This window comes from Leptolyngbya sp. GB1-A1, from assembly GCF_039962475.1.
Lineage (GTDB): Bacteria > Cyanobacteriota > Cyanobacteriia > Elainellales > Elainellaceae > Leptolyngbya_A.
On record NZ_JAMPLI010000021.1, the window covers coordinates 26,040 to 42,189 of the forward strand.

At 51.3% G+C, this 16,150-nt stretch carries 14 protein-coding genes; 9 read left to right on the forward strand and 5 right to left on the reverse strand.

Annotated features, from left to right (window positions below):
- Nucleotides 1-381: 381 nt before the first annotated feature.
- The gene (locus NDI45_RS18460) at nt 382-1,350 is read right to left on the reverse strand and encodes a hypothetical protein (RefSeq protein WP_348248220.1); all 969 of its coding nucleotides are present in this window, start codon (nt 1,348-1,350) and stop codon (nt 382-384) included.
- 359 nt (nt 1,351-1,709) lie between these two features.
- Between NDI45_RS18460 and mnmA the strand changes: the two genes are divergently transcribed.
- Entirely contained in the window at nt 1,710-2,780 is a 1,071-nt protein-coding gene (mnmA, locus tag NDI45_RS18465) for a tRNA 2-thiouridine(34) synthase MnmA (RefSeq protein ID WP_348248221.1), read from the forward strand.
- A 27-nt stretch (nt 2,781-2,807) separates the two neighbouring features.
- Nucleotides 2,808-3,296: an NINE protein gene (locus NDI45_RS18470; protein ID WP_190789932.1), complete on the forward strand. Its 489-nt coding sequence runs from the start codon at nt 2,808-2,810 to the stop codon at nt 3,294-3,296.
- A gap of 512 nt (nt 3,297-3,808) precedes the next feature.
- Here the strand turns inward: NDI45_RS18470 and NDI45_RS18475 are convergent.
- The 4 genes from NDI45_RS18475 to pgl all read right to left on the reverse strand — a co-directional run bounded on the left by NDI45_RS18475 (nt 3,809) and on the right by pgl (nt 7,279).
- Nucleotides 3,809-4,984: a cysteine desulfurase family protein gene (locus NDI45_RS18475; RefSeq protein WP_348248222.1), complete on the reverse strand. Its 1,176-nt coding sequence runs from the start codon at nt 4,982-4,984 to the stop codon at nt 3,809-3,811.
- A gap of 134 nt (nt 4,985-5,118) precedes the next feature.
- A complete protein-coding gene (locus NDI45_RS18480; protein ID WP_190789934.1) occupies nt 5,119-5,577 on the reverse strand; it encodes an FHA domain-containing protein in 459 nt (152 codons plus the stop codon).
- 138 nt (nt 5,578-5,715) lie between these two features.
- Nucleotides 5,716-6,471 (reverse strand): FHA domain-containing protein, encoded by a 756-nt coding sequence (locus NDI45_RS18485; RefSeq protein WP_348248223.1) that lies wholly within the window; start codon nt 6,469-6,471, stop codon nt 5,716-5,718.
- A gap of 79 nt (nt 6,472-6,550) precedes the next feature.
- Nucleotides 6,551-7,279, reverse strand: coding sequence for a 6-phosphogluconolactonase (gene pgl, locus NDI45_RS18490; protein WP_348248224.1), 729 nt, complete (start codon nt 7,277-7,279; stop codon nt 6,551-6,553).
- Between the two features lie 298 nt (nt 7,280-7,577).
- On the opposite strand from pgl, the gene NDI45_RS18495 reads away from it, so the two are divergent.
- From NDI45_RS18495 to NDI45_RS18525, 7 genes are all read left to right on the forward strand, one after another.
- Complete coding sequence (locus NDI45_RS18495; RefSeq protein ID WP_348248225.1) at nt 7,578-8,363, forward strand: HpsJ family protein; 786 nt, start codon at nt 7,578-7,580, stop codon at nt 8,361-8,363.
- A gap of 379 nt (nt 8,364-8,742) precedes the next feature.
- The gene (locus NDI45_RS18500) at nt 8,743-9,573 is read left to right on the forward strand and encodes a glycosyltransferase family 2 protein (protein WP_348248226.1); all 831 of its coding nucleotides are present in this window, start codon (nt 8,743-8,745) and stop codon (nt 9,571-9,573) included.
- 503 nt (nt 9,574-10,076) lie between these two features.
- Complete coding sequence (locus NDI45_RS18505; RefSeq protein WP_190790048.1) at nt 10,077-10,820, forward strand: DUF502 domain-containing protein; 744 nt, start codon at nt 10,077-10,079, stop codon at nt 10,818-10,820.
- A 228-nt stretch (nt 10,821-11,048) separates the two neighbouring features.
- Nucleotides 11,049-12,644, forward strand: a complete 1,596-nt coding sequence (locus NDI45_RS18510) for a B12-binding domain-containing radical SAM protein (protein ID WP_348248227.1) — start codon at nt 11,049-11,051, stop codon at nt 12,642-12,644.
- Between the two features lie 129 nt (nt 12,645-12,773).
- Nucleotides 12,774-14,360 carry a B12-binding domain-containing radical SAM protein gene (locus NDI45_RS18515; protein WP_348248228.1) on the forward strand — a complete coding sequence of 529 codons (1,587 nt, stop codon included), beginning with the start codon at nt 12,774-12,776 and terminating at the stop codon, nt 14,358-14,360.
- A 220-nt stretch (nt 14,361-14,580) separates the two neighbouring features.
- Nucleotides 14,581-15,648: a zinc-dependent dehydrogenase gene (locus NDI45_RS18520; protein WP_190794683.1), complete on the forward strand. Its 1,068-nt coding sequence runs from the start codon at nt 14,581-14,583 to the stop codon at nt 15,646-15,648.
- A gap of 60 nt (nt 15,649-15,708) precedes the next feature.
- Entirely contained in the window at nt 15,709-16,086 is a 378-nt protein-coding gene (locus tag NDI45_RS18525; protein WP_190794682.1) for an EamA family transporter, read from the forward strand.
- Nucleotides 16,087-16,150: the final 64 nt, after the last annotated feature.

The window sequence follows — 16,150 nt, forward strand, 5'->3', positions numbered from 1 at the left end:
CCTAGAAACTTAAACTGCTCTTGAACATAGCGAATGGAGCGATCGTTTTAGGTCTATCGGACGATCGAAGTTGGGATATGGCTTGAGTATGAAATCCTGGCGCTGTTGAATAATGCGATGAATTCTCCTCTTAACCCTTCACCAGGGCGAAACCTTTCAACGAAACTATCAGATTTGAATCCTCAAATCACAGCTTTTCATCACTTTTCAGCATTGCAAACTTCCTCTTTCCTATCTTCGATTAGATAGGTCGAAATAGCTTCTGCAATTTATTCACTCGTTTAACAAAGCGTTCTCGTTGCTCAGATAAAGACACGAACAGGGCTTCTGTCCTCAAGTTGAGTACCCTGTTCTGATAGTTTCTTAAACTTTCCTTATCGCCTATCGGGTGTAAAGAATCCGCGCATTTAATCCAAAATCGCGAAAATAGCGCGTCCATCGCCTGGCTGCGCCCCGATCGACAAAGGGACCGACCCGCACATGAGGACCGCGTGACGAAGTCGAAGTTTGCACCATTTGGGCAATGCCAAAACCATCACCGAGGCGCATTACCTGATTGCTAATTGCTGTCAGATTATCCGATTTTCCCGGAATCACCACATAGAACGATCGTCGATTTCTCGTGTCGCCTGGAGCTGAATCAGGGGGCAGCAGTGTCTCAGTGGGTGCAGCAGACGGCGCAGGATTCACAAACTGTTCGGGCGCAGACGGCTGACCAAACTCGACTTCCCGCGGTACTGGTGTAACGGGCAGCAAATCGGGCGGAGGAAGCATCGGCGCAGTCACCTGAGGGGCAGCAGGTGGGGCAGACGGGCTGGGAAAAGAGGCAGGGGTCGGCAGCGCAGGCGCAGTCACTTGAGGAGTAGCCATTCTTGATGGAGCAGTCCCCACTGTAGCCCCTCCGCCTCCTGGGAGTGTGACCACCTGTGCCCCAATTCCGCGTCCTGCCAACGCTACAACCTGCTGCTGTGCCCCGCTGATATCGCTAAAAATTCCTGCCTGGATCATGCGGCGACCCTGATAGTGCTGCACAAAAGCTCCTGGCTCGATCGATCGCACCTGATCTAGCATCATTGAGCTGTCGCCATTGATAATGACTGCATATTGCTGGGCGGCAGGAATCGCAGGTGAAGCTGCGCTGGGGACTGCACTGGGGACGAAACTTGGCTGAGCGGGAGAAGTACCCTGCCTAAAAGACGGCGGTGGCGGCGGCAGTCCGTTCACAACCTGCTGAGCTAAAAGCAGACGATCGCCCGGTTCCACAGGCTCTGCCAAAACCACCGAACTCGAACAAATCAAGCTGCTGATCACTCCTATACCAATCCAGGGTATTGACGCTGCACTGCTCATAACGGGTTTGCTCAACTAGCACAGATTGGCAGCAAGTCTAGCACAACATCTGGCGTACCAATCAACTTTTAAGGCATTTTTACCGCTAAATCGATTTTCCTTGGAAAGTGACTGCTATCTGACTCAGGACTTTTTGACTTAGAACTTTTTGGCTGAGTGACGATCGTAGAAGAAAAACCCCACAATGGTAAAAGCATCCCTTGCCCCTTTAACCCCTGCCAACGCGATAACAGCAACAGAATCGCTGAAAGCATGAACCCGAATCCAAATGTTAGTCTAGAGGTTGATGAATTTTCTCAGCTTCCTGCCTCAGGGTGCTTGCCCACTGTACTCTTTGTTTTTCTTTTCATTGCAGACTCATGAATAAAGTCGCTGTTGGTCTTTCTGGAGGAGTCGATAGTTCAGTTGCGGCTGCCACGCTTCATCGCCAGGGCTATGAAGTGGTTGGAGTGACGCTATGGCTGATGAAAGGAAAGGGGCAATGCTGCTCTGAAGGCATGGTCGATGCAGCACGGCTATGTGAAGAGCTGAATATTCCCTATCACGTTGTCGATAGCCGGGAAGCGTTTGAAAAGAATATTGTTGATTACTTAGTGAGCGGCTACGGAGCTGGAATCACTCCGCTGCCCTGTTCTCAATGCAACAAAGCGGTCAAGTTTGGTCCAATGCTGGACTATGCTCAGACCGAGTTGGGAATCGATCGCATTGCAACAGGGCACTATGCTCGCATCACCCAGGCCTCTGATGGACGCTATGAGCTGCGCCGTGCAGTTGATTTGAGCAAAGACCAGTCCTATTTTTTGTATGACTTGAGCCAGGACATTCTTGCTCACGTCCTGTTTCCGCTGGGCAACCAGCCCAAAACTGAAACTCGACGCATGGCGGCAGAATTTGGGCTGCACACTGCTGAGAAACCCGAAAGTCAGGATCTTTGCCTGATCGAGGCACACGGCTCAATGCGGACGTTTCTCGACAAGTATCTGGCCCCTCAAAAAGGCGAAATTGTGGATGTTTCAGGTCGAGTGCTGGGTGAGCATGACGGCATTCATCACTATACGATCGGTCAGCGGCGGGGCATTGGGATCGCCCACTCAGAACCGCTTTATGTCGTGGGCATTGATGCGGTCAGGAATCAGGTTGTGGTGGGCGATCGCACTCACGCACAAAATACAGACTGTACGGTACAGCGCGTGAACTGGGTATCGATCGCAGAACCCACGGCTCCGATTCGGGCAGAGGTACAAATTCGCTATCGATCGACGGCTGTGCCCTGTACGGTGATGCCGTTCACGAATTCTCGCGCCAAAATTATCTTTGATGAGCCACAGTTTAGTATCACGCCAGGGCAAGCAGCCGTCTGGTATCAGGGCGATTTGCTCCTGGGCGGTGGTGTGATTGAGCAAATTGAGCAAGAGGCTCCCGCGTCCTAAAAGGTTGTAGCACAAGAGGAAACCGCGATGAACAAATCCGGGACAAGCTACTTGCTGTGGTTAGGTTGGCTGTTTGGCATTTCTGGGCTGCATCGCTTCTACAACGGAAAGCCCATAACAGGCGCGCTATGGTTTTGTACTTGGGGTTTATTTGGAATTGGACAAGTGATCGATTTGTTCCTGATTCCCGATATGGTGGAGTCGCACAATGTCAAAAGCAAAGATCGGCGACTTTCGGAGTTGCTGTCTGCAAGTACCGGAGCGGTTCAGCCCGTAGCTGAGAAGGTTATGGTGCAATCAAACTCAAAGCTGGCTCGACAAGAAGCTCGACTGAAGCTGCTCAAGGCGGCAGTTGCGCGAGGGGGAAAACTATCGGTGACGCAGGGGGTTCTGGATACAGGGCTTGATTTCGATGAAGTGGAAGCTGTCCTGCAGGAAATGGTGAAATCGGGCTATGTGGGGGTCGAAAACCATCCTGCAACAGGTGTTGTTCTCTATCACTTTCTGGAGCTTTAATCGCTTCCACAATTAACTTCCACAATCAATCTTTCAATCTTCAATTCACCAGTTAGTCCAGTTAAACCACCCAGGTAGTAGGTTGAAGAACTAGTGAGTTTGCTTGTCTCGATCGAATGAAACAAAAAGAAAATAAACTGAGCGATCGACTCGAACCAGGATTTCAGACTATTTTAGTCAGACTATTTTAGAAGAATTGCGTTTGGAAGAATCGCGTCGCTCCTAGTAACAGCGCATCGGGTCACACGGAGGATTTTTTGCCTGGAAATCGAGCAGGTCTATAGTTTGCTCACTAAGCTGATTCCCACTGGGGCCGATCGCTTCGAGAAGCTGCTTGGGTTCAGCAACAGATGATACAACAGAACTTAGCAGAAAAACGGTACTTAGGATGAAGCTCATAAATGCTGGTAGACGCAACGTTTGATAGTTAGCATGATGGCTTTTGAGCAAGGTTAGCTCAATCAGGACATCTGCCTAAAGTTGTACTTGCGTCTCTGCCATTATCCGTAATTCTACAGAGAATGACAAATTGAAAGCGTGGGTAGAGGCGTGAGGCGATCGAGAATTTGCTTCAGCACCAAGGCAGTCCAGTCAATATCTGCTTCAGCTGTGAGTCGTCCGAGCGTCAGGCGGATTCCTGATTTTGCAGCGCGATCGTTCAGCCCCATTGCCGACAGTACCGGACTGGGAACCAGTTTGCCGCTATGACAGGCTGACCCGGCACTGATGGCAATTCCCGCAAGATTCATCTGCCGCACCAGCGTCTTGCCGCTTAATCGCTCACCGTCGCCCGACCGCCAGTAAAAGCTGACATGGTGGGGTAGCCGATGCAGCCGATCGCCTGTGGGAGTTAAATCTGCTACCTCTGCAAGCTGGTCAAAGAGCCGATCGCGTAGCCGGATTAGGCGCAGGGATTCTGTCAACAGGTCTGCAGCAGCGAGCTCTGCGGCTAAACCAAAGCCTGCAATGAGCGGCACGGGCTGAGTTCCCGATCGCAGTCGAAACTCCTGTCCGCCACCCGTCAGCAACGGCACCAGATCAATACCAGGACGGACATAGAGCGCGCCCACTCCCTGAGGACCATAAAGCTTGTGGCTGGACACCGAAAGCAAATCAACAGGTAACTGAGCGACCTGAATCGGCAGTCTTCCAGCGACCTGAACGGCGTCAGTATGAAAGATTGCCCCATGAGCGCGGACAATTTCCCCTAAAGCTTCGATCGGCTGAACCGTGCCAACTTCACTCTGCCCATAAATAATCGACACGAGAACGGTGTTTGGACGCAGTGCCGCCTGCAAATCAGCCGGATTCACCCGTCCCAGACTATCCACGGGCAACCGAGTGACCTGCCACCCCTGCTGCTCTAACCACTGCACAGGCTCCGAAATGGCAGAATGCTCGACGCTGGAAATGATTAGGTGCTGCGGTTGCCGATACTGACGCGTCACGCCCAGAATGGCGAAATTATTGGATTCAGTGCCGCCGGAAGTAAAGACAATCGACTCTGGAGACGCACCTAGCATCGCTGCTACTTGCATTCGGGCTTGCTCTAAAACCACTGCCGATCGCTGCCCCCACTGATGCAAACTAGAGGGGTTGCCCCACTGCTCCTGCATCACCTGCTGCATTCGCTCAATAACTTCCGATCGAGGCGGAGTCGTTGCACTGTAGTCGAGATAGATTTGCATGATATTGAGCGGCACTCAGACTGCGAACAGGACAAGCAATTCTGCTCTCCTTTTTTCAGGATAGACTGCCAATTCTCTTTGAACACGGCGCATCGCCAAATTATTTGCAATTTCCGGTTGAACTGCTAAGCCGCTTAATTATCGGCTGAGAAAAATTGCTTGGGCGTGTCCTGGTTTGTGAATTCTGGATAGGTCTGGGAAGTGATTTCAGTTGGTGCATGAGAAGCATCCTGACCAGAATGGCTGAGGCGAGCCAGCATCGGATTGCGGTTTAGTTCTTCCAGTGCCGACTCGTTCAGACGAATTTGCAGGTTGGGTCCCGATCGCGCTAATCGAATCACGGCTCCATCCATCACAGGAACCTGCGTCACCCGCTTGCCTTCAAAGTAAGTGCCATTAGTGCCTAGGTTGATCATTTCCCATCCTGCTTTAACCCGGTGCAGCTCTACATGATGACGAGAAACCACTGCGCTGTACAAAACAACTTGATTGTCATTAGATCGGCCGATGCGAATCACAGATTCCGAGTCTGAAAATGTCCAGACCTGCACCGGGATTTGCTTAACGGGATGGAGAAGAGACAGAATGATCACACAACTACACAAAGGAGGGTAAGAGCACTTAGAGAAGAAATCATAGCAAATTCAAAATTAAGGTTCCATCCTTGAGGGGCGGCACGAGCAAGAACAGCAGCAGAAAAAGGAGTTGATTTGCCTTTCACCGCTGCTCGCCTATGAAACCTGAAACAAAAAAGAAACTTTATCCCCTTTTCCTAGCGCAACGCGATCGCCCGATCGGAGCCGATGACGATTGCCTGGGGGCAGGGGCGTATTGTTGATATAAGTGCCATTCGAGCTGCCCACATCCTCAATATAGTAGAGGTCGCCTTCGACGCGAATATCTGCATGAATTCTAGAGACAATTTCAGAATTGGGAAACCCTGAAACATCTACATCCGGCGGGATGCGATCGTTGGGTTTGCCGATGTGGATGACCGTCAGAGCAGGGGAAAGCTCGATCGCAGTATTAGTCTGAACGTGCAGTAAGCGGACGGCTTGAGTCTGGAGCTGAGTTTTAGAGCCGATTCCCGCAGCACTTGCAGGGAAAGCCGGGGTCACGAATGGCTCGGTTGCAGCGATCGCAGGCGGTGTTATCGGGGGAGGATTATCAGGCTGAGGTGCAGCTGACTGAGGTGTTGCGGCAGAGGACACCGGAGACACAAGCGGGTCAGGAGACACCAGGGGGTCAAGGACAGACAGATCAGGAATGTCTAGATCAGGCGAAATAGTTGCTGGCACCGTGTCGGGCGGCATTTGCGCTGAACCTACTTCAAGACTAGAGCCACACTGACCACAGAAACTTGCATCCGTTTGAACAGACGCGCCACAGTTAGGGCAGCTCATCATGGCAGGCAGGGGCGTGTAGCACGCTTCGCACTGAATCGCGGCATCTGGATTCTGGTGGTTGCAGTTCGGACAAACGATCATGCCCTGTCTCCCGGTGGTGACGCTGACTCTATCTTATTTGCTTTGTGCCTTATTTATCCTACGTACTTTATCACTGCCTTTAAGCTTGCGGTAGGTTTGCTCCTGCTGCTTGATCAAGCAACCACCACAGTTCGCCATGCTCAGGATGAATCAGGCTCGATGGATAAGTTTCAGTATCGGGGTCAGGCGCAAAGATTTGGGCAAGGGCAGCCTGCTTGTTTTCACCTGCAACGACGAAAATGATTGCTTTCGATTCGTTAATTACTGGAATGGTCAGGGTAATTCGAGGCTGGCCGTCTTTGTTGCCCACGGTGACGAGCCGATCGCACACTTGCAGCGCATTCGTACGGGGAAACAGAGAAGCGGTGTGTCCATCGTCACCCATGCCCAACAGCATCACGTCAATCTGAGGAAATTGACCCTGCTCGAGCTTTAATAACTGCCGCAGTTCGCGATCGTATCGGGTAGCCGCGTCATTTGGATCGGATTCGTCAGTTGGCATGGGATGAATATTTGCAGCCGGAATCGGAACTTTATCCAGCCATGCCTGTCGTGCCATTAGAGCGTTACTATCGGGATGGTCGTGGGGTACATATCGCTCATCGCCCCAAAAAATCTGAAGTTTTTCCCAGGGCAAATCCTGTTGGGCAAGAGCTTCGTAAAGTGGTTTCGGCGTGCTGCCTCCTGAGAGGGCGATCGTCGCCGTGTTCCGTTCAGCAATCGCCTGCTGCAGTTTTTCCAGCACGAGCTCGAGCGATCGTTGAATCAATGCTTTTGAGTCTGGCAAAACTTCAATGTGCTTACTCACGTCATCCTCCTCGACACCCTATCGCGATCGGTCATGCAGTCCAAGCCCGGAATGAGCCGCACTGAATGTGCCGAATGATTTTATTTACTCAATAGTGTAGGCAAATTTTTAAAGCAGGAGTGACGATGTACTCAATTCTTTCAGCTCTAACCGCAGTTTTCCTGTAAGCTGATGCGTTTTTTAGACGGCAGGGAAAGCTACACTGAAGAGTCGCTGTTGCTCCACTGTTGCGTCCCGATTGCTTTGAAGCCCCTTGCACTCCAGAATGAAGTCCGTTGCCGTCAAACATTACTGAACCATGACTTTGAAACAAGCTCCAAACCAACGCCCCTACTCGGTTCTGGTGTCTCGCGCCCTCAAAATTGTGGGTATTGTGGTCACCCTGGCAGCCCTAATCGATATTCTGATTCTGCCGATTCCTTACCAGATTGCCGATCGCCAATGGCAGATCAATTTTGCGGCTCAAATGGTCGATCGGGGGGTAGTGCCGCTAGTTGGTATCGTGCTTTTTATGGCAGGCTTTTGGGTTGATAGTCTTTCCGGAACGCTAGCAGAGCGAAAGCGGCTGTGGCAAGATCCTCGCTTCTGGGCTTGTGTTTTGTCGAGCCTTTTGGGTTTGCTGTTTGTGCTGCTGTTTCCCCTGCACCTCAACAATGTGCGGTTAGGCAATACGGAAGTGATTGGGCAGCTTGATCAGCAGGCGACTCAGGCGCAAAGTGAGCTAAGCACTCGCCTTCAGACCGAAGTGCAGTCGCAGCGACAGCAGATCCAACAGCTTTTAGGCGCGACAGACGAACAGATCCAGCAGCTTGTTAGTGCCGGACGGCTCAGCCAGGAGCAGGCAAACCTGGTCAAGCAGTTCAAAGCAAACCCTGAATCACTGGATACGTTTCTGCAACAGCGCGAAGGGGAACTTAGAAATCAGCTTCAAACTGAGCTTGGCGTTCGCAAAGAGCAACAGCAAAGCACGATCAAGACCGAAGCTCTCAAGTCAGGCTTGCGCGTGGGAATTAGCAGTCTGCTGCTGGCGATCGGCTTTAGTGCAGTGGGCTGGCTGGGGCTCAGAAATCTGGCACAGCGATAGGCGATCGGCAAGGGGCTAATGCCAATTCGGATTCGGAGTTCGCAATTCCTGGCTACAAACCGCCTCACCAGTCCGCGTCTGAGAGCTTCGATTCGGAGTCGTAACGGAGTGAATTGGGTAACCCCACTACGCTCATTTAAGCCTGCAAACGAAACTGATAAAACTCCTGGGCCTTACTGAATCGAAATATAAAGAACCCAATTGAGCTCCTGCATCGCCCCTAAATCCCCTAATGCTGGGGAACTTTGAGGATTAGTTCCCCCCAACGTTGGGGGGCTAGGGGGGCGAATCATACTCAAATTCAGCAACGCCAAAACTCCTGCTTCCAGGCTTCACAATTCCGAATTCTCCATTCCGCATTCCGAATTCATGCAGGGCTATGTTCTCGATTTACATTTTGACCTTCAATGAAGAGATTGATATTGCTGCCTGTATCGAGTCAGCCTTGCTTTCAGATGACGTGATCGTGATTGACTCATGCAGCACTGATCGCACGGTTGAAATTGCTAGCCAGTACCCGGTGAGAGTGGTTCAGCATCCGTTTGAAAGCCACGGCAAGCAGCGCACCTGGATGCTGGAATCGGTTCCGCCCAAGTATGAATGGGTCTACATTTTAGAAGCCGATGAGCGGATGACACCCGAACTGTTTCAGGAATGCCTGAGCGCAATTCAAGACGATCGCTTTGTGGGTTACTACGCCGCCGAGCGGGTCATGTTTATGGGGCGCTGGATTCGTCGCAGCACGCAATACCCCCGCTATCAGCTTCGGCTGCTGCGGCACGGCAAAGTCTGGTTCAGCGACTATGGACACACGGAGCGGGAGGTTTACGAGGGGCAAACGGGATTTTTGCAGCAGACCTACCCGCACTACACATGCAGCAAAGGCTTGAGCCGCTGGATCGAAAAACACAATCGCTATTCTACGGATGAGGCGATCGAAACCCTGCACCAGCTTGAGCAAGGCAGCGTCAATTGGCGGGATTTATTTTTGGGAAAAACCGAAGTCGATCGGCGGCGTGCCCTCAAGGATCTATCGCTGCGGCTTCCGTTTCGTCCTTTTATTCGCTTTCTGTATATGTATTTGCTGCTGGGCGGGTGGCAAGATGGTCGAGCAGGCTTCGCCTGGTGTACGCTTCAGGCATTTTATGAATATCTGATTGTCCTTAAGGTATGGGAAATTGGGCAGGCATCCACGAACACAGTTCGCTAGCAAAGAATTGCTCAGGCTCTTGCCTGCAGGACTCTCGCCCGCAATACAGCGCACCCGCAAGACAGCACAAATAACGACAGAATTTATCGGTAGCAGCGATAGCACCAGTTCCGATAAAATCAGTTCAGGCTGAAATCCTACTTTAGGAATAAGGCAATTTAGGAATAACCGTCACAAGGATGACCATCACAAGGTACTTTGTACAGGAAGCGCCCAGCAGCTATCTTGAGGGCGATCGTTACAGGTAAGCCCTCAGGCAAGAAAGCAGGTCTATTGATGGGAGGGTGGAGAACATGAGAAGTGGAAACAATTCTTCACAAAATTGCGATTAAATTATATTGATAAATATTGACAATGAAGATCGATGCTAGTGGGCTGTATCCTTCTAGGCGTTCGATCAATAAAAAACAATGGACAAGACCTTTACCGGATAGGATTTAGCTAGGTTAGCTGTTGCGATCGATTGCGGTGGTTTACCCCCAAGGTATTGAAAGGAGCGAAAGTTGTCTGTACTCCAACGATTGAAGCAAGACTTCAAAAATGATCTGATTGCTGGCCTGCTAGTGGTCATTCCGCTGGCAACCACAATCTGGTTAACTTACACTATCGCAACCTGGGTCATCGACTTTTTAACCCGAATTCCCAAACAGCTTGACCCGTTTAATGGGCTAAATCCGCTGCTGGGCGATTTGCTGGATTTTGCGATCGGGCTAACCGTGCCGCTGGCATTTATTCTGCTGATTGGCTTAATGGCGCGCAACATTGCCGGACGCTGGCTACTCGATTTTGGCGAACGCCTGCTGCAAGCAATTCCCCTGGCGGGTTCTGTTTACAAAACGCTAAAGCAACTGCTCGAAACCCTACTGCGGGATACTAATAATAAGTTTCGGCGCGTTGTTTTGGTGGAATATCCGCGCAAAGGGATTTGGGCGATCGCCTTTGTTACCGGGGCAATGAGTCCCCAAATTCAAACCCATCTGCCAGAAACGATGCTGAGCGTTTTTATCCCGACGACGCCTAACCCCACCACTGGATGGTATGCGGTTGTGCCGGAGGACGAAGTGGTCAATCTGTCGCTCTCGATCGAGGATGCGTTCAAGATTGTTGTTTCAGGCGGAATCGTGAGTCCTGGTGCAAATAATCTGCCTGCACTGGGCGGCGAAGAGCAGCAGCGATCGGTTCTCGGATCTTCCGCTTTAGAAAAGAAGCTCCAGCCTGTTCCGGCAATTCCAAGCGAGGACGCCTAAAGAATTTTCTGTGCTGGGTGTAGACCCCGCAGCCCCAATTGGGAAAGGAGTCGTTTCGATCGCAAATCTAACTTTTCAGACTTCCGCTAGAAACGGTTGACAGTCCCAGATTGAGACTTAAATCTCGTTACTCTGGCTCGATCGATTTTCAATCAAGGGGCACAGAACGGGTTGCTTATCCGTCGTGATTGCAATACGATCCAGGCATTGTGTGAGGAAGAACTGTCCATGCGGATTCTGCTCGTCTACCCGAAGTTTCCGAAAACCTTCTGGTCTTACGAAAAAATTCTGGAACTGGTGAATCGCAAGGTGCTGCTGCCTCCGCTGGGCTTAGTCACCGTGGCAGCCATTTTGCCCCAAACCTGGGAGTTTAGGCTGGTCGATCGTAATATTCGATCGGTTACTGAAGAAGAGTGGGCATGGGCAGATATCGTCATCTTATCCGCAATGATTGTGCAAAAAGCGGATTTGCTTGACCAGATTCGGGAGGCAAAACGTCGGGGCAAGCGCGTTGCCGTGGGCGGCCCTTTTCCCACTTCTGTGCCTGAAGAACCGCAGGCAGCCGGAGCGGATTATCTGATTCTGGATGAAGGCGAAATTACGCTGCCGCTATTTATTGAGGCGATCGAGCGAGGCGATCAGCAGGGAATCTTTCGGTCGAATGGCGAAAAACCGGATGTTACCGGAACCCCCGTCCCCCGCTTCGATCTGCTGGATTTCTCCGCGTACGATTCGATGTCAATCCAGTTTTCGCGGGGCTGCCCCTTTCAGTGCGAATTCTGCGACATTATTGTCCTCTACGGGCGCAAACCCCGCACCAAAAACCCGGAGCAGTTGCTTAAGGAACTGGATTATCTTTATGAGCTGGGCTGGCGACGCAGCGTGTTTATGGTGGACGACAACTTCATCGGCAACAAGCGCAACGTCAAGCTGCTGCTGAAAGAACTCAAGGTCTGGCAAAAAGAACATGGCTATCCCTTCCGCTTTAACACTGAGGCTTCTGTCGATCTAGCGCAAGACGAAGAGCTGATGGATCTGATGGTGGAATGCTTCTTTGATGCGGTCTTTGTGGGCATTGAAACCCCAGACGAGGATAGCCTGTCGCTCACCAAAAAGTTTCAAAATACCCGCGGTTCACTGGCAGAGTCGATCGAAAAAATTACCAGAGCCGGACTGCGCGTGATGGCTGGCTTTATTATCGGTTTCGACGGTGAGGAAAAGGGTGCAGGCGATCGGATTGTGCGATTTGCGGAGCAGACCACAATTCCCACCACGACGTTTGCCATGCTTCAGGCATTACCCAATACCGCGCTGTGGCATCGCCTGGAAAAAGAAGGACGGCTTCGCTCTGGCAAAGATGGCAACATCAACCAGACTACACTGATGAACTTCATCCCCACCCGTCCGCTCGAAGATATTGCGCGAGAATATGTGGATGCCTTCTGGCAGCTCTATGAGCCAAAGACCTATCTCGATCGCGTTTATCGCCATTTCCTGATGCTGGGTGCGCCCAAGTGCAAGGCTCCTGCCAAACTGCCGAGCTGGATTGATCTGCGGGCCTTGGCGATCGTCTGCTGGCGACAGGGCGTGAAGCGATCGACCCGCTGGGCATTTTGGCATCATCTGTTTGGCATTCTGCGGCAGAACCCCGGCGTATTTGAGCATTACCTCGCGGTTTGCGCCCATAACGAGCATTTCCTGGAATACCGCCAGATCGTAAAAGACGAAATCGAGGTACAGCTCCAGGAATTCTTTGCCGACGAAGCCAGACTTCAAAGCGGCGTGGAGGCAAACGCGGCAAAGGCACTGGCGCAGTCTGCCTAGTCAATGCCCTGTAAAGGCTTGGCATGATCTCCAGGAAAAACAGGAATCAATGTCCTGTTCCTGCCTGCATGGTAAGCTCATCGAAAATACTCAATCGTTCAACTTCCAATCATAGAGGTGTGAAGCCTGATGCGTGTGCTGCTGCTCTATCCCCTGTTTCCCAAGAGTTTCTGGTCTTTTGAGAAGGCATTGGAACTGGTCGATCGCAAAGCACTGCTCCCACCTTTGGGACTGGCAACGGTAGCGGCAATTTTGCCCCAAACCTGGGAATTTAAGCTGATCGATCGCAATGTTGGCTCGGTCGCTGAAGAAGACTGGGATTGGGCAGATTTAGTCATTCTGTCTGCCATGATTGTGCAGAAGGAAGACTTTTTAGCGCAGATTCAGGAAGCCAAGCGGCGCGGCAAGCGAGTTGCGGTCGGTGGCCCTTATGCGACTGCCCTTCCTCATGAAGCGGAAACGGCTGGAGCGGATTATCTGATTCTGGACGAGGGCGAAATTACGCTGCCGCTATTTATTGAGGCGATCGAGCGAGGCGATCAGCAGGGAGTCTTTCGATCGAATGGTGAAAAGCCGGATGTTACCGGAACCCCCGTCCCCCGCTTCGACCTGCTGGATTTCTCCGCGTACGATAATATGTCGGTTCAGTTTTCGCGGGGCTGCCCCTTTCAGTGCGAATTCTGCGACATTATTGTGCTTTACGGGCGCAAACCTCGCACCAAAACTCCGGCTCAGCTCATTGCCGAACTAGAACGCCTCTACGAACTGGGCTGGCGACGCACCATCTTCCTGGTAGACGACAACTTCATTGGCAATAAGCGCAACGTCAAGCTGCTGCTGAAGGAACTTAAGCCCTGGATGGCAGAACATGGCTATCCCTTCGCTTTCAATACCGAAGCTTCCGTCGATCTGGCGCAGGATCAGGAACTCATGGATCTGATGGTTGCCTGCAACTTTAATGCTGTCTTTTTGGGCATTGAAACGCCGGACGAAGACAGCCTTGCCCTGACGCAAAAATTCCAGAACACCCGCGACTCGCTTTCTGATGCTGTCGATGCGATTATTCGATCGGGTCTACGCGTGATGGCAGGCTTTATCATCGGCTTTGACGGCGAAAAACCGGGGGCAGGCGATCGAATTGTGCAGTTTGTCGAAAAGACTGCGATTCCCACTGCTTTCTTCAGTATGCTGCAGGCACTTCCCGATACGGCACTCTGGCATCGTCTGGAAAAAGAAGGACGACTAAGAGGCAGCGGCAATATCAATCAGACTACGCTGATGAACTATGTGCCAACCCGCCCACTAGAGCAGATTGCACAGGAATACATTGACGCTTTTTGGCAGCTTTATGACCCATTGGCGTATCTCAACCGCACCTATCGCCATTTTGAAAAGCTGGGCACACCTGAGCATAAGTCACGCTTGCGGAAAGTAAGCTGGGTCAGTATCCGGGCAATGCTGATCGTTTTCTGGCGACAGGGCATCTTGCGAAAAACTCGCTTTCAGTTCTGGATCAATCTGATCAAAATTTGGCAGACCAATCCCCGTGTTTGGGAGCATTATCTGTCAATTTGCGCGATCAACGAACACTTCCTGGAATATCGCCAGATCGTGAAGGATCAGATCGAGGCGCAGCTAGCCATTTATTTGGCAGAAGAGGCAAAATTGGAAACGGAAAAGCGAGAAGGAGAAAAGGTAATCCAGGGAGCGGTGTAGCCCTTATCTAGCCCTGATCAACTCAATTTCTCTGCAATGAATGTAGAAGATCTCTATGCTTGCAGAGACGGTCAACGAATATGCCTTTAGTGCTGGATAGCCCATTGTCAGCACAGGGAAGCGCCTGCGAAAAGAAAAAGGAGTTGTCTCAAGAGTTTTAGCCCGATCGCCTCCCCTGAAAATGGTAAAGTTTTCGCAGGGACGCTAGAGGTATGAAGCGATGAAAGCACAGGTATTTCGCGGAGTGAATCAGCTTTGCTACGAAGAGGTTCCCATTCCTGAAATTGCGCCGGATGAAGTGCTGGTGCAGGTCAATGTGGTGGGGCTGTGTCAGTCGGATATTAAAAAGATTCGCTATCCCCTCTATGAACCGCCGCGTATTTTTGGGCATGAAACGGCAGGGACGATCGCCAAAGTGGGTTCTGAGGTGAAATCCTGGGCGGTCGGTCAGCGGGTGGTGGTGCTGCATCACATTCCCTGTATGCACTGCGCCTATTGTCTGAACGAAAATTTCTCGATGTGCGATGTGTATAAGAACATTTCCACCACGGCTGGCTTTGCACCAAGTGGCGGCGGCTTTGCGGACTATGTGAAAGTGCCGGGGCATATTGTGCGAAATGGTGGACTGATTCAAATCCCGGACAATATTACGTTTGAGCAAGCCAGCTTTGTGGAGCCGACGAATTGCTGCCTGAAAGCCGTCAAAAAAGCGCAAATTCAGCCGGGGCAAACAGTGCTGATCACCGGAGCAGGTCCGATCGGCTTAATGTTTATCATGCTGGTGAATTATTTTGGGGCAAAGGCAATCGCCACCGATCTCATTCCTTCTCGTATTGAGAAAGCTCTAAATGTGGGAGCAACGGCGGCATTCGATGCGCGTGATCCAGACCTGCCCGCCCAGATTCAGGGAATAACCAATGGCATGGGCGTAGACGTGAGTTTGCTGGCGGTTCCGAGCGAAAAAGCCTTTTTCCAGGCGCTTGACTGTACTCGCAAAGGCGGCAAGATTCTCTTTTTTGCAGAATTCCCTGATGAGCTAGAAATCCCGATTAATCCAAATATTTTGTATCGACGCGAGATTGACCTGATGGGCAGCTATAGCTCCTCTTATCGAGTGCAGGCGTTGGCAGCAGATATTGTGTTTAGCCAGCGAATTGATGTGGATGCGCTGGTGAGCGATCGATTCTCGCTCAAGGATTTGTCAGCAGCGGTCGAGAAAGCCGTCTCTCCTACCCCGGAAACCCTGAAGATTTTGATCTACCCGGAAGCAGAATTGGCGAAGAAATAACCGCAAAGAGAAAACAGCTCTGCTGGTAAACTACTGAAGAACAAAGCCGAGGAGATTGCTGTGGCTCTAAGCGAATTTGCCTTACTTGTAGGGGCGGTACTGTCGAGCGTGATCGGTCAGTTTTTGCTGAAAGCAGGTGCCTTAAAGCTGGGCAAAGTGAGTGCAGAAAACGCAATGAGTCATGTTTTGGGAATTGTCACGATTCCTGAGCTGGTCGGTGGCTTAGTGGTTTACGCCCTGGGGGCGATCGCCTACATTTTGCTGCTGACGCGGGTGAATTTGAGTATCGCGGGCCCGGCAATTGCGTTGAGCTATGTGTTTGCAGTCATTATGGGCTATTTTGTGTTTCGTGAAACAATCCCGATCGCCCGTGTGATTGGCGTAGGGCTGATTGTCTGCGGAGTGATTTTGGTGATTTGGCAGAAGCCGCAGGGGTGAAACTCTTATCCTGACGATTTGACTAAAGGCTTGCTCGGATCAGCAAAAGATGCTGTAAAATTTA

Excerpts from the sequence above, each read along its gene's own strand:
- NDI45_RS18515 (WP_348248228.1), top strand. The coding sequence starts at position 12,774 with ATGCGTGTGCTGCTGCTCTATCCCCTGTTTCCCAAGAGTTTCTGGTCT.
- NDI45_RS18520 (WP_190794683.1), top strand. The coding sequence starts at position 14,581 with ATGAAAGCACAGGTATTTCGCGGAGTGAATCAGCTTTGCTACGAAGAG.
- NDI45_RS18460 (WP_348248220.1), bottom strand. The coding sequence starts at position 1,350 with ATGAGCAGTGCAGCGTCAATACCCTGGATTGGTATAGGAGTGATCAGC.
- NDI45_RS18470 (WP_190789932.1), top strand. The coding sequence starts at position 2,808 with ATGAACAAATCCGGGACAAGCTACTTGCTGTGGTTAGGTTGGCTGTTT.
- NDI45_RS18510 (WP_348248227.1), top strand. The coding sequence starts at position 11,049 with ATGCGGATTCTGCTCGTCTACCCGAAGTTTCCGAAAACCTTCTGGTCT.
- NDI45_RS18475 (WP_348248222.1), bottom strand. The coding sequence starts at position 4,984 with ATGCAAATCTATCTCGACTACAGTGCAACGACTCCGCCTCGATCGGAA.
- NDI45_RS18500 (WP_348248226.1), top strand. The coding sequence starts at position 8,743 with ATGTTCTCGATTTACATTTTGACCTTCAATGAAGAGATTGATATTGCT.
- NDI45_RS18485 (WP_348248223.1), bottom strand. The coding sequence starts at position 6,471 with ATGATCGTTTGTCCGAACTGCAACCACCAGAATCCAGATGCCGCGATT.
- NDI45_RS18495 (WP_348248225.1), top strand. The coding sequence starts at position 7,578 with ATGACTTTGAAACAAGCTCCAAACCAACGCCCCTACTCGGTTCTGGTG.
- mnmA (WP_348248221.1), top strand. The coding sequence starts at position 1,710 with ATGAATAAAGTCGCTGTTGGTCTTTCTGGAGGAGTCGATAGTTCAGTT.